General features: G+C 33.3%; 13 protein-coding genes and 7 pseudogenes. 11 read left to right on the top strand and 9 right to left on the bottom strand.

What is annotated here, in order from left to right; all coding sequences use genetic code 11:
* Positions 1–127: 127 nt before the first annotated feature.
* The 3 genes from ABLV95_RS08945 (at position 128) to ABLV95_RS08935 (ending at position 2,048) form a co-directional block, all read left to right on the top strand.
* Complete coding sequence (locus ABLV95_RS08945) at positions 128–1,042, top strand: bile acid:sodium symporter family protein (protein ID WP_069817605.1); 915 nt, start codon at positions 128–130, stop codon at positions 1,040–1,042.
* A 165-nt stretch (positions 1,043–1,207) separates the two neighbouring features.
* Positions 1,208–1,852, top strand: a complete 645-nt coding sequence (locus ABLV95_RS08940) for an HAD family hydrolase (RefSeq protein ID WP_460871901.1) — start codon at positions 1,208–1,210, stop codon at positions 1,850–1,852.
* Positions 1,853–1,856: 4 nt separating this feature from the next.
* Positions 1,857–2,048 carry a hypothetical protein gene (locus ABLV95_RS08935; protein WP_046465888.1) on the top strand — a complete coding sequence of 64 codons (192 nt, stop codon included), beginning with the start codon at positions 1,857–1,859 and terminating at the stop codon, positions 2,046–2,048.
* Positions 2,049–2,178: 130 nt separating this feature from the next.
* Here the strand turns inward: ABLV95_RS08935 and ABLV95_RS08930 are convergent, their stop codons facing one another.
* The 3 genes and pseudogenes from ABLV95_RS08930 to ABLV95_RS08920 form a co-directional block, all read right to left on the bottom strand.
* Positions 2,179–2,361 (bottom strand): hypothetical protein, encoded by a 183-nt coding sequence (locus ABLV95_RS08930; RefSeq protein ID WP_002506889.1) that lies wholly within the window; start codon positions 2,359–2,361, stop codon positions 2,179–2,181.
* Positions 2,358–2,717, bottom strand: coding sequence for a hypothetical protein (locus ABLV95_RS08925; protein WP_460871926.1), 360 nt, complete (start codon positions 2,715–2,717; stop codon positions 2,358–2,360). The genes ABLV95_RS08930 and ABLV95_RS08925 overlap by 4 nt, the downstream gene beginning before the upstream one ends.
* Before the next feature lie 72 nt (positions 2,718–2,789).
* Positions 2,790–3,621 (bottom strand): annotated as a pseudogene (locus ABLV95_RS08920) (formate/nitrite transporter family protein).
* A 348-nt stretch (positions 3,622–3,969) separates the two neighbouring features.
* On the opposite strand from ABLV95_RS08920, the gene ABLV95_RS08915 reads away from it, so the two are divergent.
* Both ABLV95_RS08915 and ABLV95_RS08910 read left to right on the top strand, forming a co-directional pair.
* Complete coding sequence (locus tag ABLV95_RS08915) at positions 3,970–5,358, top strand: amino acid permease (protein ID WP_460871900.1); 1,389 nt, start codon at positions 3,970–3,972, stop codon at positions 5,356–5,358.
* Between the two features lie 232 nt (positions 5,359–5,590).
* Positions 5,591–7,022 (top strand): annotated as a pseudogene (locus tag ABLV95_RS08910) (alkaline phosphatase).
* A 160-nt stretch (positions 7,023–7,182) separates the two neighbouring features.
* On the opposite strand, the gene ABLV95_RS08905 reads toward ABLV95_RS08910, so the two are convergent.
* The 6 genes and pseudogenes from ABLV95_RS08905 to ABLV95_RS08880 all read right to left on the bottom strand — a co-directional run bounded on the left by ABLV95_RS08905 (position 7,183) and on the right by ABLV95_RS08880 (position 12,706).
* On the bottom strand, positions 7,183–8,058 hold the full coding sequence (locus tag ABLV95_RS08905; RefSeq protein ID WP_460871899.1) for a MurR/RpiR family transcriptional regulator: 876 nt from the start codon (positions 8,056–8,058) through the stop codon (positions 7,183–7,185).
* Positions 8,059–8,060: 2 nt separating this feature from the next.
* Positions 8,061–9,502, bottom strand: a pseudogene (locus ABLV95_RS08900) (PTS transporter subunit EIIC).
* Between the two features lie 76 nt (positions 9,503–9,578).
* The gene (gene murQ, locus ABLV95_RS08895) at positions 9,579–10,466 is read right to left on the bottom strand and encodes an N-acetylmuramic acid 6-phosphate etherase (protein WP_427706664.1); all 888 of its coding nucleotides are present in this window, start codon (positions 10,464–10,466) and stop codon (positions 9,579–9,581) included.
* A 2-nt stretch (positions 10,467–10,468) separates the two neighbouring features.
* A pseudogene (locus tag ABLV95_RS08890) lies at positions 10,469–11,522 on the bottom strand (MupG family TIM beta-alpha barrel fold protein).
* A gap of 222 nt (positions 11,523–11,744) precedes the next feature.
* On the bottom strand, positions 11,745–11,951 hold the full coding sequence (locus ABLV95_RS08885; RefSeq protein ID WP_460875386.1) for a hypothetical protein: 207 nt from the start codon (positions 11,949–11,951) through the stop codon (positions 11,745–11,747).
* A 62-nt stretch (positions 11,952–12,013) separates the two neighbouring features.
* A complete protein-coding gene (locus ABLV95_RS08880) occupies positions 12,014–12,706 on the bottom strand; it encodes a helix-turn-helix transcriptional regulator (protein ID WP_046465878.1) in 693 nt (230 codons plus the stop codon).
* Between the two features lie 451 nt (positions 12,707–13,157).
* Here ABLV95_RS08880 and ABLV95_RS08875 point away from each other — a divergent pair, with 451 nt between their 5' ends.
* The 6 genes and pseudogenes from ABLV95_RS08875 (at position 13,158) to ABLV95_RS08850 (ending at position 20,108) form a co-directional block, all read left to right on the top strand.
* Positions 13,158–13,952, top strand: coding sequence for an inositol monophosphatase family protein (locus tag ABLV95_RS08875; protein ID WP_460875383.1), 795 nt, complete (start codon positions 13,158–13,160; stop codon positions 13,950–13,952).
* Between the two features lie 154 nt (positions 13,953–14,106).
* Positions 14,107–15,034 (top strand): annotated as a pseudogene (locus ABLV95_RS08870) (LCP family protein).
* 307 nt (positions 15,035–15,341) lie between these two features.
* A pseudogene (gene fdhF, locus ABLV95_RS08865) lies at positions 15,342–18,297 on the top strand (formate dehydrogenase subunit alpha).
* Positions 18,297–18,761 carry a helical membrane plugin domain-containing protein gene (locus tag ABLV95_RS08860; protein WP_046465874.1) on the top strand — a complete coding sequence of 155 codons (465 nt, stop codon included), beginning with the start codon at positions 18,297–18,299 and terminating at the stop codon, positions 18,759–18,761. The pseudogene fdhF and the gene ABLV95_RS08860 overlap by 1 nt, the downstream one beginning before the upstream one ends.
* A 322-nt stretch (positions 18,762–19,083) precedes the next feature.
* A complete protein-coding gene (locus tag ABLV95_RS08855) occupies positions 19,084–19,305 on the top strand; it encodes a hypothetical protein (protein WP_046466039.1) in 222 nt (73 codons plus the stop codon).
* Positions 19,306–19,330: 25 nt separating this feature from the next.
* Positions 19,331–20,108, top strand: a pseudogene (locus ABLV95_RS08850) (N-acetylglucosaminidase).
* Positions 20,109–20,246: the final 138 nt, after the last annotated feature.

Below are 20,246 nucleotides of genomic sequence, written 5' to 3'. Positions count from 1 at the left end.
TTGAAAATTATTTTTGAAGTTAAATTTTTGGCTTTTAAAAAGTTGGAATATTTTGAAAATTCAGTTGTATAGCTGTTTAAAGTATGATACATTTTTCATTATTAATACATAGAGGAAGTGTTTAGAGATGTTATCAAAAGTGAGTAAGTTTGCAACAAACACATTCTTGATATGGATGTTAATCGCCGCAATAATTGGCTTTATTTTTCCAACTCAGTTAGCTACGTTAAGTGGTTGGGTGCCATATTTACTTGGTATCGTAATGTTAGGGATGGGATTGACCATTGACCCGAAAGATTTTAAGATTGTATTTCAATCGCCAAAGTGCGTAATAATTGGTGTGATTTTGCAATACACAATCATGCCTTTAGCGGCTTTTTTAATTGCTAAATTATTTCAATTACCACCAGAAATTGCAATTGGTGTGATATTAGTTGGGTGTTGTCCAGGGGGAACATCAAGTAACGTTATGAGTTATTTAGCAAATGCGAATGTTGCGTTGTCTGTAGCTATTACAAGCGTCTCTACGTTACTTGCTCCGTTCTTAACGCCAGCATTAATTTATTTATTCGCACATGAATGGTTACAAGTTTCATTTATGAGTATGTTTTGGTCAGTAGTGCAAGTGATACTTATTCCTATTGCGATTGGTTTTATATTACAAAAAGTATTTAAAAAATTCGCTGATAAGACTGCAACTGCATTGCCAATCGTTTCTGTAATTGCTATTTCACTGATACTCGCTTCTGTAGTAGGTGGGAGTAAATCACAAATACTAGAAACAGGATTGCTCATTTTTGCAGTAGTCATACTACATAACATTGTTGGTTATGTATTAGGATATACATTAGCAAATATATTTAAACTGGAACGCGCTGATAAAAAAGCTGTTTCGATTGAAGTTGGTATGCAGAATTCAGGGTTAGCAGTAACATTAGCTACTGTACACTTTAGTCCTTTATCGGCAGTGCCTGGGGCAGTATTTAGTTTGGTACACAATATTACCGGACCAATTTTAGCAAAATATTGGAATAAACGGTAATAACACTAGAAGCATAAATAATGAGGCTGGGACATATCACATGTCTCAGCCTCAATTTCTATATTACCATTTTAAAATCTAAACTACATATTTCGATTTTAAAATATGATAAGCTAGCATTAATATAATTTAACGAAACAACAAGTGGACAGAGGAGGATATATTATGTATAGAGCAGTCATATTTGATTTTGATGGCACGATTATTGATACAGAAAGGCATCTATTTGAAATCATTAATAAGCACTTGAAAAAACATAATTTAACTGAAATAACATTGGATTTTTATCGTCAATCTATTGGCGGAGTCGCGACGGATTTACATCATTATTTAGAAAGTCAATTAGGTAAAGAAAATAAGCATGAAATTTATGTCGAACATAGTAGCACAAGCGTTGATTTGCCAATCATTGATGCAATGAAACAGTTAATGGACTATTGCAAAAAATGTCATATACCCATGGCGATTGCGACGAGTAGCTATAGAGCTGACATCAAACCAGCTTTTGAAAGTCTAGGATTAAGCAATTATATCGATATCGTTGTAGGTAGAGAAGATGTTGAAGCGGTTAAACCAAGCCCTGAGCCATACCTCACTGCTGTTCAAAAACTGAATTACAATCCTGGAAATTGTTTAGCAATCGAAGACTCAGTTAATGGTGCAACTGCCGCAGTTTTAGCTGGTTTAGATGTTATCGTCAATACAAATACAATGACAGAAAAACAAGATTTTAGCGAAGTGGCATTTACTGGAAAAGATTTAACCGGTGAAGAAATCATTACGACGTACTTTGAGAAAAATAGAGGCTAATTAAATGAGTGGATATTTAATTTTATTTTTCTTGGGTGGACCCATTGTATTGGCGATAAGTAATTTGGTATTAGGTCCGATTTTTAATAAAAAAATACCTTTTAAAATACAATTTAGATCATTTATGGTAGGAACGGTGGTTTATTTGTTAGGCGCTAGTTTAATATATTATTTTGTGCTTCAAGATAAATTGTAAATTTGGACCTGATTTTAAATATAAAAAGGGAGCTTCCATATGGAGGATCCCTTTAGCACGCAAACAAAGCACTGTTGCGAACTCAACTGCATTATATATGTTAGCTTATATTTAATATAAACATTGTTAATTATAAAAGTTGGAAAATCAATGTTGCTACAACGAGGACAAGTAGTATTGAATCTATACCTACCATGATTGCAAAACGCGTATTTTTTTCCCCAGTTTCTTTAGAGGCTTTTACTGCTTTTAAATTAGGAATCAAACTTACAATCAGTAAAATAATTACAATAACGCCTATAATCATACTCATGATTTGTCACCACCATTTTTATTTTTTTCTATATATTCCCAAACATAACCGACGATGATACCAACAATTAAACCGACAATAATACCAACTTTTATAGTAGATATTAAAGCACATATGATAATAGCTAATAACAATGCGATTGGAATCGTGATACCAAATTTATATTTTCGTTCTGGTGAATCAACAATAGAAAATAAGACATAATATAATATAGCAAATACTACAATTACAAGTAGACTTTTTAAAATTAATTGTCCAATTGAACTATCTGAACCAGTAACATAATTTAATAAGAAAAATAACACACCAAAGATAAGAGAAACTGTAATTGTTTTTTTAAGTAAAATTTTATTCATGTTGAACTCCTTTGTAATAAAATCTAATGAAAATTATACCATAGAAAGTTTGAAATATAGAACGTCACAAAATTAATGCAACCTTTGCCCGTCATATTGATGATGATCATTTAAATATGCGTAAAACAATCCGATGATCAAACCCCCGCCAATATAGTTTCCAATTGCGAGCACCAAGTAAATTGATTAATGTAGGAATAACTGCCAATAAATCACTTTGATAAACGAGTCCACCAACAAATAATACAGAATTATAAACGACATGTTCATAACCCATAAAGGCGAATATGGATACGCCAAACATCATGACAAACATTTTAGCTAGAATGTCATCAATTTGCATGGCGATAACTAATGAAATATTGATAAAAAAATTCGCGAATATCCCTTTGATTAAAATTGCTAAAAATCCTGCGGCAAATAGTTTATGCTCTATTGTAATTTCAAGCTGTATGAACATCTCCGGAGACATAATATCTGAATGTCGTGTGAGTGTGAAAAATATTAATCCTCCCGCCACGTTTCCTATAAAGCATAAGGTGAAAATTTTTAAGACACGCATAGGGCTAATAACATGATAATACAATCCAACAGTGAAATACATAAAATTACTTGTTAATAATTCTGAATTGGTGAATAGTATTAGCACTAATGCAAAACTAAAGGCAACGGATGAAACTAAATTTGTAACACCAGAGGGCACATCGCTTCCAAGAGAAGCTTTAATCAACAATATGAATACAGTAATAATACCTAATATAAAGCCGGCCATGGTTGCACGTAATAAATAACGTTTAAAGTAAAAACTTTGAAGTACATCCTTGGTTCTAATCGTATCAACTACATGATCAATCCACGCCTTACCATAGAAGACTTTATCCCATTTAATGTTTTTCTCATTCAATTACGTATCCTCACTTTCGATAGATTAGGACAAGTATACTATGACAATCAGTATTTGTGAATAAATTCACAATATCTCCATAATAAATTTTATGAATTATATTTGAAGTAGGTATGTTCCACTGTGAATCACTTTAAATAAATCGTGATGACATTTGAAAAATCAAAAACAGTGAAATTCATAAAATTACTTTGCTTTTTTTGACGAAATAAAATACAATTAATAACGGAAATGTAAGCCCTTACATAAATCGAAAATAATTGTTCCAATTTTTAGATTTTATAGTATAATGGCGACATGATAAGTGTTTCATCTTTATTTATAATCGAAAGAGATGGGGTTTGAATTATGAATGAGAACAATGAGTTACAGAGGGGACTAGGTGCGCGTCAGATGAGAATGATTGCACTTGGTGGAACAATTGGAGTCGGACTGTTTTTAGGAGCTACAAGCACTATAAAATGGACAGGTCCTTCAGTTATATTTGCATATTTAATTGCAGGTATATTTATATTTTTAGTAATGAGAGCAATGGGAGAGATGGTTTATTTACACCCAACTTCTGGTTCCTTTGCTAACTTTGCAAGTGATTACATACATCCAGTAGCTGGTTATTTAACAGCCTGGAGCAATATTTTCCAATGGGTAGTTGTTGGTATGAGTGAAGTAATAGCTGTTGGAGAATATATGAATTATTGGTTTCCTGATTTACCGCAATGGATACCAGGCGTTATTGTAGTAGTATTATTGGCTTGTGCAAATCTTGTGTCAGTTAAAGCTTTTGGTGAATTTGAATTCTGGTTTGCAATGATCAAAATCGTAACGATTATCTTAATGATAATTGCTGGTTTTGGAATTATCTTCTTCGGGTTAGGTAATGGAGGAGAGGCAATTGGACTTTCTAATTTATGGGCTCACGGTGGTTTTATGCCTAATGGTTGGTTAGGGTTCTTCTTTGCACTATCTATTGTAATTGGTTCATATCAAGGTGTAGAGTTAATTGGAATCACTGCCGGAGAAACAAAAGACCCACAAAAAAATATAAAAAGTGCAGTTAATGGCGTCATTTGGCGTATATTAATTTTCTATATTGGAGCTATTTTTGTAATTGTTACAGTTTATCCTTGGGATCAATTAGGTAACATTGGTAGTCCATTTGTTGCTACATTTGCAAAAGTTGGTATTACATTTGTCGCTGGACTAATAAACTTTGTTGTACTTACTGCGGCAATGTCTGGCTGTAACTCAGGTATATTTAGTGCAAGTCGTATGACATTGAATTTATCTCAAAAAGGTATGCTACCTAAATTCTTTGGTAAAGTTATGAAAAATGGTGTGCCAGTCTGGACTGTAATTGCAATTGCATTAGGTATTTTAATCGGTGCATTATTGAACGTTATTTTACCATTATTTATTAAAGGTGCAGATAGTATATTTGTATATGTTTATAGTGCATCTATATTACCAGGCATGGTGCCTTGGTTTATGATTTTAATTAGTCACTTAAGGTTTAGAAAAAATCATCCTGAAGAAATAGAAGGGCATCCATTCAAAATGCCAGGTGGGGCTTTTACTAACTATATTACAATGGCATTCTTTATTGTCGTATTGATAGGTATGCTATTTAATAAAGAAACAGTAGTCTCAGTAGTAATAGGTATAGTATTCTTATTATTCATGACGATGTTCTTTTTCTTAAAAGGCTATCATAAGTTAGGTAAAGATAAACAAATTTAACATAGGTTGATAATTCAACTGAAATATAGGTTAGCTATTTTATGACTGAAACTACTAAGTTATAAAATAGCTAACCTTTTTATTATAAAAAATAGCTCTAAAACTGTGGATATAAGTGCTTGTATAACTACTGTTTTACAGAAAATTTACATTATTAAAATATTGACGCAAAATTAATGGATTACACTTAACATGTAAGCACAATAATACATATCAAAGGAGTTATTAATTTATGAAACTATTTAATAAGTTAGCAACTGTAACTGTAGCTAGTGCAATTGTTGTTGGCTCGGCATTAGGCAATGTACAACCAACATATGCTTCTGGTAATGGAAAAGCATCAAATGATACACCTGATGTATCTTATATGGGAAATACTGAAAACCCTAAAAATGTAATATTCTTAGTAGGCGATGGTATGGGGCCATCTTATAATTCAGCGTATCGTTATTTCGCAGATAATCCTGAAACAAAAGAAATGGAAAAAACTGCGTTCGATAAACATCTTGTCGGTAATCAACGTACAAATCCAGCTGATCCAAAAGAGAATGTAACGGATTCAGCAAGCATCTGCTACTGCATTTAGTTCTGGTCATAAAACATATAATGGCGCAATAGGTGTAGATGAAAATAAAGAAAATGTTAAAACAGTATTAGAACAAGCGAAAGAAAATGGTAAATCTACCGGTTTAGTTTCAACTGCTGAGATTACAGATGCAACACCTGCAGCTTATGCATCACACGTAGATTCACGCGATAAAAAAGATGAAATCGCACAACAATTTTATAATGATAAAATTAACGGCGAACATAAAGTAGATGTCTTACTCGGTGGTGGTGCAAAATATTTCGGTGAAGAAAATGGTAATTTAACAGATAAATTCAAAAAAGATGGTTATGATGTTGTAGATAATAAAACCGATTTACAAAAATCAACAAGTAAACAAATATTAGGTTTGTTCGCTGATGGAAATATGCCATTACAAATAGACGCACCTGATAAAAATCCTAAACTATTAGATATGACAGAAACTGCAGTTAATAAATTACAGCAAAATGATAAAGGTTTCTTCTTAATGGTGGAAGGCGCTTCGATTGATAAAGCAGGGCACCCAAATGATGTTACTGGTGTAATGTCAGAAATGGAAGGTTTTGAAAAATCATTTGATTATGCCATGAACTATGCTAAAGAACATAAAGATACACTTGTAGTAGCAACTGCAGATCACTCGACAGGTGGTTTATCAATTGCCAAAGGTGAAGATTACCTCTGGAACCCTAAAGTAATTCACGATATGAAACATTCAGGCACATACATGACTGAACAAATTGCCAAAGGTGAAGATGCTGAACAAGTAATTAATGAAGGTTATGGTTTTGATGTAGAAGCGGCTCAAATTGATAAAATTAAAGATGAAGCTGAAAAACTGAAAAAATTAAATGAAGATGATGAGGCATATGAAGGGCAATTACAAGAATTACAAAATGCAATTCAAAAACCAATCAATGATAAATCGAATACGGGGTGGACTACAACCGGACATACAGGTGAAGACGTGAACACATATGCGTTTGGTCCCGGTAGTGATAAATTCCAAGGAAATATAGATAATACAGATAATGCTAAAAACATTTTTGAACTTTTAAAAAGTGAAGCTAAATAAACAAAATATCAATATTTAGGGTAACTTGTAATAAGGGACTAAAAATCGCTATACGTTTTACTAGTCCCTTATTCAAATTCATAAAAAAGCACCTATCGAAACAGCGTATTATGCTGACGATAGGTGCTTTTCTTTAATATAGTTCAACTTAACATATCGATTAATGTTTAAATTGAATTTTAGATAAATGCTTACGGTAATTATCTAAAGCCATTTTAGACTGCGTAATAGAGTCTAGTGCACTTTGATAATTCAATGCAATATAACGATAGTAAAGTATATCTACTGTAAAAAGTTGAGCAAATAGTGATGTTGTTGCGACCATACGCAGTTCGTTTTCATCCGTTTGACCATATATTAAAGTATGGTCTGAAACTTTTGCGACTGGGTTATCATTAGAACTAGAAATTGTAATAATTGGAATGTTATAGTCCATTGCGACTTTAGCCATAGATTGCATTTCACTGTGATTACCTTGATTTGTTACAAAGATAATACAATCATTTTCATCGTGTGTCGCTAACGTTGACATAAATAAATGCGTTTCTTGTAACAAACGGACATTGAGTCCAATGCGGGATAATTTTTGAAATAAATCAGTAACGATGACGAGTGAAGCACCATAACCAAATAGGAATATTGTATTTGAACGCTTCATTGTTTCACAAATACTGTCAATACTATATTCATCTATGTACGTTGATACATAGTTCATCGTGTCTGTTGCACGAGATAGCATTTTTGTTTTTAACGTATCGACTGACTCATTATCCGCTAATTCGAGGTGATTATTATGGATTGCATCATCAGGTAAATAACGAGAGATGGCAATCTTTAATTCTTGGAAACCTTTATCTGTAATTTTTTTACTAAATCTAACGATGGATGCTGTGCTAGTATGAATCTCGTTAGATAAGTCTTGAACTGACATATTGATAATTTTATGTGGTGAATTCAAAATAAAATCTGCAATCTTTTTCTCACTTTTAGTTAACTGAGCATAATTGCTGTCAATTTTGTAAAGTACGTTGGTCATAGTTAATCACCTAAGCTATCAGATTCTCTCATAGTCTTCGTCGTACCTAAGAAATAGGTGAAGACGAAACCACCTGCATACGCGACGAGTAGTCCTGCAATATATCCTAAATACATATGATCTGAAATCAAAGGTAACAATGAGATCCCACTAGGTCCGATTGCAGTTGCCCCAATGTGACCAATACCTCCAACAACAGCGCCACCAATACCTCCACCAATACATGCAGTGAAGAATGGTTTGCCTAACGGTAAAGTGACACCATAAATTAAAGGTTCTCCGATTCCTAAAAATCCTACAGGTAGTGCACCTTTGAGTGTATTTCTTAAAGTTGTATTTTTTCTACATCTTACCCATAAAGCTAAAGCAAGCACCAACTTGACCAGCGCACTGCCATTGCGGCAATAGGAAGTAAATAAGTTGCACCCGTTTGATTGATCATTTCAATATGAATAGGCGTAAATATATGATGTAATCCTAACATAACTAGTGGTAGGAAAAAAGCACCGATGATAAAGCCGCTAAAAACGCCACCGATACTGATTGTAGCATTGATGACAGATACTAAACCGTCAGAAACAAAACCAGCTAATGGCATAAAGATAAATATAGTTAATAAACCGATGATAAATAACGTAATAGTAGGTGTGACAATAATATCTACTGCATTAGGGACAATTTTATGTAATCGTTTTTCAACGATACTAAGAAGCCAAACTGCAAAAATAACGCCAATAATACCACCTTGACCAGGTTGTAGTGGTTCGCCTGTAAAGATATTAATAATCGCATTTTCATCAGTTAATCCTGTGAGTAATGTAGTACCACCAATAACACCACCTAATCCTGGTGTTGCGCCGAATTCTTTGGCCGCATTAATACCTGTAAAGATAGCTAGATAAGCTAACATACCATCTTTAATTACATTGAACACTGTGACAAGTTGTGTAACCCAGTCACCTGAAATTTGACCAGCAGCTAAAAGGTTACTTAATACTGCCGCAATACCACCAATTAATCCGGCACCAATAAAGGCTGGAATTAACGGAATAAAGATATTGGCAATTGTTTTTAATAATTTATTAAAGGCGCCGCGCTTTTGTTTACTTTGAATTGCTGTTTTATTTTCTTGTGCTTTTGCTTCAGCATCAGCTTTATAATTCGTTGAATTATGAGGGATTGTTTCCCCTAGACGTACACCGCTTAATTGAGATATATGATCCGCTACTTTATTAACAGTACCTGGACCAACTACTACTTGCACGCGTTCGTCTTTTACGACGCCCATAACACCTTGAGTTGCTTTTAATTTATCATAATCTACTTTGTTTTCATCAATCACTTTAATTCTTACACGTGTCATACAATTAATAACATTATCCATATTATCAAGACCACCAACAGCGTCTATAATATGTTCTGCGAGTTTTTGTTCTTTTGTCATCCTATATACCTCCTTATTGCATCATAGTTATATGGTTCATGTGGCAACGTGACATTGCTATTCAAATCAGTGTAAATTAATTTTTTATTGCTTGTTTAATAATATTGTCATTTTGACGTAATTTTGTTTCTGCTTCAGCTTTTGAAACATCACATAGATACATAACGACTGCTTGTTTAAGGTTTTGGTCTGCGTCATTATAAAGCTTTTGAGCTTGTTCATATGGAATATCACAAATATCTTGAATAATGCGCACTGAACGATCAACTAATTTATGGTTTGTGGCTTTTACATCTACCATGAGGTTGCCATAAACTTTTCCCACGCCAACCATCGTGATTGTGGAGATCATATTAAGAATGAGTTTCTGTGCTGTTCCTGATTTTAATCTCGTAGATCCAGTTAATACTTCGGGACCGACATTAGCTTCTACAGGGAATTCAGCTAGTTTGCTAATTTCTGTATCGACATTGCATGAAATGGCAACTGTATGGGCACCTAACTCTGTAGCGTATTTTAAACCGCCTTTGACGTAGGGCGTAGTTCCACTGGCCGCAATGCCAATAACTACATCGTTGTCTGTTAAGTCAATGTGTTTTAAATCATCATGTGCTAGTGATTCACTATCTTCAGCACCTTCGACTGCGACTGTCATAGCAGGTTGTCCACCGGCTATTAATCCGATGAATTCATCAGGTGTTGTATTAAATGTAGGCACACATTCTGCTGCATCGAGTACGCCGAGTCTTCCACTCGTGCCCGCACCCATATAGATAATACGGCCACCTTTTTTAAATTGCTTCGTTGTAACTTCAATGACTTTAGCTAAGTCAGGCAATATTTGTTTTATCTGTTGAGGTACTTTTTGATCTTCTTCATTCATAGTCTCTAAAGCTTGTTGAATAGTCATTTCGTCTAAGTGCATTGTAGCTTCATTTCTTGATTCAGTTATTAAATTACTCATCTTTACAGCTCCTTATTCTTGTACGTAAATTCAAATGTGTCATTAGGCCGCATACATTGAATTAATGGTAAATCGTTCTTTATCACTTCACCTACAACATTGATATGATCATGCGGTGGTAAATCATTTTTAATAATCTGTAATTCACCTTGATAACGTCCGTTCAGTTTATTATCCACGGTTATAGCACCGAAATTACGACCATTTGTTGAAAAGGGTTGAATCTCTGTATCACAATAAAGACGAGCTTCTTGTGATCTAATAACGTGAGTCGGATTATCAGCACGTACCGTATGAGGTTTAAATAATATTGATGATACTTGGTCATCTAAAAGCTCAATATTTAAGTTGAAATGTCTGTGGTGTAAAAAAGTAATGAGTTGTTGTGCAGTATGTGAATCAATGAGTGGATCTCCAATCATTACATGTTCGACTAAGTTATCTTTAAGTAACTGTGCACTTTGAATAGGATGCTGATATCTTGTGGATTCAATTGTTGGCAAACCTTTATATAGAGGGCCACGCAACGTTGAACCAGTGATGAAGCCAAATATATCTGCGTGTGCGTTATATTTTAAAATTAAATTATTTTGTGACGCTACGAATTGCGGCTCCAAACCGGTATCAGGTCTCGGATAATAATTATGGCAATAACAGAGATAAGTAAAATCTTTAAGTTCATGGTAAAGCTGTTGCAATAATTGCTCTGAGATGATGCTAGCATTGATACAACATTTGAATCCGTTACTGATAATATCGTTGACGACATTTAAAGAAGTACTATGATCGATACGGATCATAAATTCGGCTGTCTCATATTGATGTAAAAATTGGTAGAAATTGTGATCCGAGCAACAAAGGATTGATATCAATCATATATGTAAGCTGATCATTAGATAAATAATCTAAAAGTTCTCCCAAATAGCGATATTTAGTACTTTCGTTTTCTTCAGGAATTTGTACAGATGTAAAAATGGTGCTGTAACCTGAAGCAATCATCCGTTTGATATATGGTTTGTCGATGGGCTGTCCAAGATATATAGAAAATCCATGCATTACTATCACTCCTTATATTGCTGTAATCGTTTTCATTGTACAACACATGAAAAACTATTACAATTTTAATTTATAAAAATCTTTTAAGTGTAATATTGTTACAAAAGAGGAGTTAATAATTGGTGGATACGAAATAAACGTTGCTGAATATCACTTATATATTTCGTTGTATTACCTATAGTTAGTTCATCTATAGGTTGCTCAATTTGATCAGAAAGAAATTTAAAGTAATTGTAGTGAATAAGAGAAGTGTGATGCTTTGAGACGCTTTTTAAAGTCAGCGTATTCTTTATCGATATAATCATGAATATTTTGTTTGAAGTCGTTTTTCTTTTTATGATTGGTGACGATTGCGAATTTATATATTTCTAGTAAGTTTAATAATTTACTGATGTGTTGTTCTAAATGATGAAATTCTAAGTTATACATAAAGACTTCCTTTCATATGCTTATCGAAAAAATATAATTAATAAAAAATCCAACTGAGACAATTAGGACTCAGTTGGATTTAAAAATTGCTGATAATTATTTATTGTAATGTCTTGAGTCTTGATTGTCTTTTCAAATGAATATGAGATATCGTGTATATCAATAATAGGAATCTCATTTGTTTTACCCAAACCAATTTCAAAGACGACTGCTTTCCATAAACCTTTTTCACATAATAATCCGATAAAAATAACATTTTCAGTGCCTATATTTGTACCGTTATTGTATTCCATTGCCATAACATTTCTTTCAGTACAATAAATGAGGACTTCAGAAAATATAGGTGGTAAATTTGTATGTTGTCGGTGATCAAATTTAATATAACGATCTAGCTTTTTCAAAGCGCGTCGCATTTTTGTATAAGGTAAATTCAAACACTTTTTAATAATTGCATTAACTTCTTCTTTATAAGGTAACGTAGTGTAAGACTGACTTTCATTAAGCACTAAGAACAAAGCGGATAGTTGATTCTCAGTCAGCTCAATCTCATAACTATTTGGTGTTTCTTGAAGTTGGTAGCCACCTAGTTTACCGTGCTTTGCTAAAATTTTCACACCTTGATCTTCTAAATCTTGAATATCTCTTAAAATCGTTCGTTTTGATACTTCTAAATTTTTTGCTAACTCTGAAGCGGTAATTTGTCTATTCTCTTGAATAGCTAGAACAAGTTTATTTTGTCTCTCGCGTTTATTCATTAGAAAGTCACCTCCCAAATGATTACATATTACATTTATTATATCATAAAAGTGACAATGACGACATTTAGAAAAACTTTTTTTAAAAAATAAAGAAAACGCTTACATTCGTTAAAAACTTATGTTAATATGTAGTTAGTAACAAGGGGGTAGCGAGTAGATGACAAAGGGGTAGGCTATTACATATAGTTTTGTTAACATCTAATTCGTTCACGTTACTAATCAAACATCTTCAATATTTATTACTTACTTTCCTTTCTATTTAACCGACTAGCTACGCCGGTCGGTTTTATTTTTATGTCATAACGTCAATATGTGTGCCAAAATGTTTTGATGGTTATGATATATCATATATTTCATTAATATTTCTATGATAAAATATAATAAATTAAAGATAGTTGATCCTTAATAAGGAACATAATAATTTATAAATATAAAGAGGTGCCTATACATGGAAAAAGAACAATTAATTTATATCGATGATGCTGTGAGAGCTTGGCTTGAAACATTGGATGAGATCATCCCGAAGTTAATTGAAGATATGGTTACAAGTACGAAACAAAATAGATTTGATTTAGTGACAAATGTTGATAAATCAATACAAAACAACTTTGAACAATTTTTAAACCAAAACTTCCCGGAACATCAGTTGTTTGCTGAAGAAAAGTCAAATGAGGAAGTGCGTCCTAAAGAAGGGCATGTATGGGTTATGGACCCTATTGATGGAACGACGAATTTAGTTAAACAACAAGAAGATTACTGCATTATTCTAGGTTATTTTGTTGATGGTGAACCAGTGCTGTCATATATTTATGACTACCCACATGGTCAACTGTACAAAGCAGCTAAAGGATACGGTGCATATGTGAATGGTAAACCATTAGAAAAACCTGAAAGTATTGATTTACAAGACGCGATTATTTCATTTAATACATTAGTTATGAATGATGAAACGATTCATGGTTTAAATGATGCTTCATTTAGTCATCGTTTTATCGGATCTTGTGGTTTAGATTCAATCCGTGTAATCAAAGGACAATTTGGTGCCCATGTTAATACAAATCCCAAACCTTGGGATATCGCAACACAATTCTTGTTTGCAAGTGAACTTGGACTTAAAATGACAACTTTAGATAATACGCCACTAGACTTTTCTAAAGCAGGTCCATTTATTATTAGTAACAATGCTTGTCATGAAAAAGTATTAGGTATACTAAATTCAGGAGATGGATACAAAATACAATAAGCAATCACTGTATTAAATATTTATTATATAAATAATAGGTCTAAAGCACTATGCCAAACCCAACTTATTAATATATAATGTATTACTAAATGAGAGAAAATTGAATACAGAAACGGAGAATGATAAGAGTGAATCGTTCTAAAAAAATAAAAAAATGGGATTACCAACAAAATTAATATTGTGGTTCTTTGGTATATTAGTTTTATTAGCTTTATTAGCAGTTATTTATCTAGGATTTAAAATATTTTCTGTTGGTGGATCAATTCATAATCCTTTAGACAGAGATAAATCTTCATTAAGAGATAAAGACGTAAACTTAGATGATGGTGACCCATTTACGATTGCGCTGTTTGGTGTAGATTCTGACGCTAAAAGGGATGCAGATGGTGGTGGACAACGTAGTGATACAGTAATGGTATTATCAATTAATCCGCAGAAAAAAACGACAGAAATTGTCAGCATTCCACGAGATACACAAGCAGAAATTGTCGGTAAAGGTACTACTGAAAAAATCAATCATGCATATGCGTATGGCGGACCTGACATGGCAGTGAAATCAGTAGAGAATTTATTGAATGTACCTATTGACCACTACGCAACGATAGATATGGATGGTATGCAAGATATGATAGATACTGTCGGTGGTATCAATGTAACGAGTAACGCATCATTCTCATATGATGGGTATCAGTTTAGTGAGGGCGTTCAATCCCATATGGATGGAAAAGAAGCGATGGCATTTATTAGAAGTCGTAAAGAAGATGGTGCTTGGTGGAGACTTTGGTCGTCAAGAACGTCAACAACTTGTTATCCAAGGCTTAGCTAATAAACTTACAAGTATCAGTTCAGTTACACATTTTAATTCATTAATGAATCATGTTGAAGATAATGTGAAAACGGACCTTACAGTTGGAGAATTAAACAAAATAAGAAGTAATTATAATGACGCGAACGAACAAGTCAATAGACATCAATTAGATGGACAAGGTGGCATACAAGATGATGGCTTGTACTACTTTATACCAAGTGAGAGTTCACTTAGTGAAATAGAAACAAACATTAAAGATAATTTAGGAATGTAATTTGAATGAACTATAGATTTTGGCGAATGCTAAAATCTATAGTTTTTTTATTATGCCAATATATATGAAATAATATAAAACTTATTAATTAAGAAAAATTCTATGAATATTAAGTTTTGGACTATAAAGTACATCTAATATAATAAAATGTGAAATAAGGTGGAAATCCTTAACATTTATACGAAATAGATATACAATATAGATAACATTATCTTAAAAAAGTGTGGGCTTTTTAGATGGAATGTTATTCAGCACCTAATAGATATATATAACGCGGGCATCATAAATAATAATAGGGGTGAAGAGAATGCAAGAACATTTGATTGTCTCATTGGATGGCAAAGATTATCTTGTAGAACCTGGGACGAATTTACTTGAGTTCATCAAATCTCAAGATACATTTATTCCATCAATATGCTATAACGAATCGCTAGGTCCAATACAAACTTGTGACACGTGTACTGTTGAAATAGACGGTAAAATGGCACGCGCGTGTGGCACAACAATTGATAGACCGATGATTGTTAATACGCAAAATGATAACGTACAAACAAGCCAAAAAGAAGCTTTAGACAGAATCTTAGAAAATCATATGTTGTATTGCACAGTTTGTGATTATAACAATGGCGACTGTGAAATACATAATACAATGGACCAATGGGGTTTAGAGCATCAAACTTATGAATATAAAGAAAAGCCATACGAAAAAGATTACGGTCCTTTCTATCGTTATGATCCAAATCAATGTATCTTATGTGGACGTTGTGTAGAAGTATGTCAAGATGTTCAAGTAAACGAAACACTTACAATTGATTGGGAACGTCAACAACCACGAGTGATTTGGGATAACGATACATCAATCAACGAATCATCGTGTGTAGGTTGTGGTCAATGTGCAACAGTTTGTCCATGTAATGCAATGATGGAAGTCAACATGGAAGGCAGTGCCGGATATATGACTGATTTAGAGCCAGGTTCATTAGTCGCTATGATTGATTTAACGAAAAAAGCAGAACCGGGTTATGGTCCATTGTTCGCAGTTTCTGACTCAGAAGCGAGCAATGCGTGAAGAACGCATCGAAAAAACTAAGACAGTATGTACATATTGTGGTGTTGGTTGTTCTTTCGATGTATGGACAAAAGACAGAGAAGTTATAAAAGTTCAACCTCAACAAGAATCACCAGCTAATAAAATTGCAACGTGTGTTAAAGGTAAATTCGGTTGGGATTATATTGATTCAGAAGAACGTCTTACAAAACCATTAGTACGTAAAGATGGTCAATTTGAAGAAGTTGAATGGGATGAAGCACTGAAAGTTGTCTCTGACAACTTTAATAAAGTTAAAGCAACTCATGGTTCAGATGGTTTAGCATTTATATCATCTTCAAAAGCAACAAATGAAGAGTCTTACCTTATGCAAAAGCTTGCAAGACAAGTCATTGGCACAAACAACGTAGATAATTGCTCACGTTATTGCCAAGCACCAACAACAAAAGGACTATTTAGAACGGTAGGTCATGGTGGTGACTCTGGTTCAATAGACGATCTTGAAATTGCAGATATGGTCGTGTTAATTGGTACGAACACAGCAGAAGCTCATCCAGTTATTGCTTCACGTATTAAACGTGGTCATAAGCTATATAACAATACTTTAAATGTGTTTGATATACGTAAGCATGAAATGGCTGAACGCGCAGATAATTTCTATCAGCCTAAACCAGGCACTGATTTAGTTTGGTTGTCAGCAGTTACTAAATACATTATCGATAACGATCTTCATGATAAAGCGTTTATCGACAAATGGGTGAACAGTTTTGAAGCATATCATAAATCATTAGCGCCATTTACAATGGAGTTTGCTGAAGAAACAACGGGTATCTCTAAAGAGGCCTTAATAGACTTTGCACATCAAGTTGTTGATGCAGAATCAGTATCAATCGCATGGGCAATGGGCGTAACACAACAAGACATTGGTAGTGACACTTCGACAGCGATATCTAATTTATTATTAGCAACAGGTAACTATAGAAGACCAGGCACAGGCGCTTATCCATTACGTGGTCATAATAACGTACAAGGTTGTAGTGATATGGGAAGTATGCCTGATAAATTCCCAGGATACCAAAGTGTTACTGATGAGGAAATAAGAGCGAAATTCGAAAGAGAATATGGTGAAACATTACCAAACGAAGTAGGCAAAGATAACCATCAAATGATGGAAGGTATTCATGAAGGTGAAATTGATGCTCTTTATTTATACGGTGAAGATACAGGTATTGTCGACTCAAACATCAACTATGTACAAGCCGCATTAGAGAAAGTTGGTTTCTTAGTCGTACAAGATGAATTCTTTACATTTACAGCTTCATACGCAGATGTAGTGTTACCAGCTAGTCCATCATTAGAAAAAACAGGTACATTTACAAATACAGAGCGTCGTATTCAACGTCTATATCAAGCTTTAGAACCAAAAGGCGATTCTAAGCCAGACTGGGAAATTATTCAAGCTGTAGCGAAAACGTTAGGTTATGATTGGAACTATACGCATCCAAGTCATATTATGGACGAGATTGCAAGACTCACTCCGTTATATTCAGGTGTGAACTATGATCGTTTAGAAGGATATAATAGTTTACAATGGCCAGTAGCAGAAGATGGTACAGATCAACCGACACTTTTCTTAGAAGGCTTTAACTTTGATGATGGAAAAGCGAATTTCTATCCATTAACATTTGATAATTTCTTTAAAGTAAATGAAAAATATGATTTACACGTAAATAATGGTCGTGTATTAGAGCATTTCCATGAAGGTAATATGACTTATAAAGTGCCAGGGCTTCAATACAAAATGCCAAATCCATTTGTCGAAGTGTCTCCTGAATTAGCAGAAGATAGAGGCATTCACGAAGGTGCAGAAATTAAATTGATTTCTGATACTGGTGAAGTAGAACTTGTGGCCCATGTCACAGATAGAGTTAAAGGTAAAGAAATCTATATTCCATTAAATAACAATGCTATGGAATATGGTGATCAAGGTGCCATTAACTTATTGACAAATAGTGATGTAGATAAAGACACAGACACACCATCTTATAAACGTACAAGTTGTCGTATGGAAGTGAAGACACGAAGAGGTAAATCACCACTCAATCCTACAAACTTCCGTGTAAACAAACAACGTCAACCACAATATAGCGTTCGAGTTGAAGACAAATGGAATCGTAAAGATTATACTTTCCCAGGAAGTCAGGTGGATAAATAATGGCTGAAAGAATAACAAATATTAAACGCATGCAAAAAACTGAAGCAGAGGTTAAAGAAGAAAATTTAGCTGAAGTGACCGATGCGATTGTAGCAAATAAAGACAGCATTTTAAAAGCGATTAATATCATTAGTACTTTAGATGATGCTAAATTGCTAGATGCTATGTCAGGTGCAGTTAAGAGTAGAGGTGTTATAGCCAATAAATTCTCTGTTGAATTAAATAAAGAACAATATTCAGGGTTAATTTCAAATATGGCTTCACTTGTATTTTTATTAGGCGATTTAGATGTAGATGATTTATCTGGGATGTTAAATAAAGTAAATAAAGGCTTACGCGTCGCAAATCAAGCCAATCCAAATCAAAAAACATCTATCACTGGTTTGATGGGTATGTTGAAAGATGATGAAATGAATCGTAGTTTAACATATATGATGAATATGCTTAGAGGAATGTCAAGATAAGCACTTTTAAATAAATATATAGTTAGAGGCTGGGACATAGCACATGTCTCAGTCTCATTTTTTATATTAGCAGTGGTTGACTGAATTGAAAATGCGTTTATATCAAGCTTGTATTCAACTTTACAGTCAGCTGTGCCGGGGTGGACGACGAAAATTTATTAGAAAAATTATATTTCTGTCCACTTCCTAACTGTTTATTGTTTTAAAAATGACATATTGAAACAATGGGAACTATGATACAATTTCTATTATTAGAATTAAATTTTATATATTTTTAAGGGCGAGGAGTGGAGGACTTATTAACGCGAAAATGATTAAAATCATGGCGATTATCTCAAATGTATTTCTAGTTTTGGGAATTATATTTTTAATAATGATGAATATGGTTATGGCAATTACAATGTTTGCTGTTTCATTAGTAATCAGTTTAATGATATTCAATATGTTGTTTAGAGATAAGAAAGCTATGAGGATAGCGCTTAACATTTCTTTTGTAGTTGTCTTAATTGCTATTATTATTGCTTATGTTACATTAACTAAATAAGTGTAAGCTAGGGAGTTATTATATAATGAATGGAATTTTAAAGAAAAGATTAACATTATTTATTATGCTCATTATCATCGTCATATTTGCGATTTTATTAATTATAAATGAAACACATCTATTTGATAATCAAAAGACACATTCTTTTAATGAAGCGGTAGATAAGCAACTTGGTGAAGGCACTTTAAATATGACAGAAAAAAATGGTCGATTTGTCGAGGCTTCAAAAACTGATGTTAAAAAGGCTATGGATGTAAATAATGACAAAGATAACTTAAATCATATGGATATATCTGAAAAAGTATCAATGTCAGAAAAAGAAGTAAATGATATTTTAAAAGATAAAGGTATATTGAAAAATAAAGGTGAAGCATTTTTAGAAGCACAAGATAAATATGAAGTTAATGTGTTATACCTTGTGAGTCATGCGCTTGTTGAAACTGGCAATGGTAAATCTGAATTGGCCAACGGTATAGAAGATGATGGTAAGCATTACTATAATTTTTATGGTATAGGTGCATTTGATGAAAATGCAGTACACACAGGTAGTAGTTTTGCTAAAAAGCAATCATGGACTTCACCAGAACGCGCAATTATGGGCGGAGCTAAATTTATAAGAGGCAATTACTTTGAAAATGAGCAATTATCGTTATATCAAATGCGCTTGGAATCCAAAATCACCTGGAGAACACCAATATGCTAGTGATGTAGAATGGGATGAAAACATCGCCACATTTATGAAGGTTTATTATGATAAACTGGGTATAAAGAAAGATCATATTAATAAAGACTATTATTTATAAAAGTTGAGTTATCATATATTTATAGGAAAGATAACAGGTGTTTTCATGATACGTTTGTTATCTTTTTTGTGTGATGACTTATTGCCAATACTTAAGTTAATATCAAAGGACTTATTAATATATAGTTTTGCAAAAGTG

It is taken from the genome of Staphylococcus sp. Mo2-1 (genome assembly GCF_046721385.1).
Classification (GTDB): domain Bacteria; phylum Bacillota; class Bacilli; order Staphylococcales; family Staphylococcaceae; genus Staphylococcus; species Staphylococcus equorum_A.
This window is presented reverse-complemented; position numbering and strand designations above follow the sequence as displayed.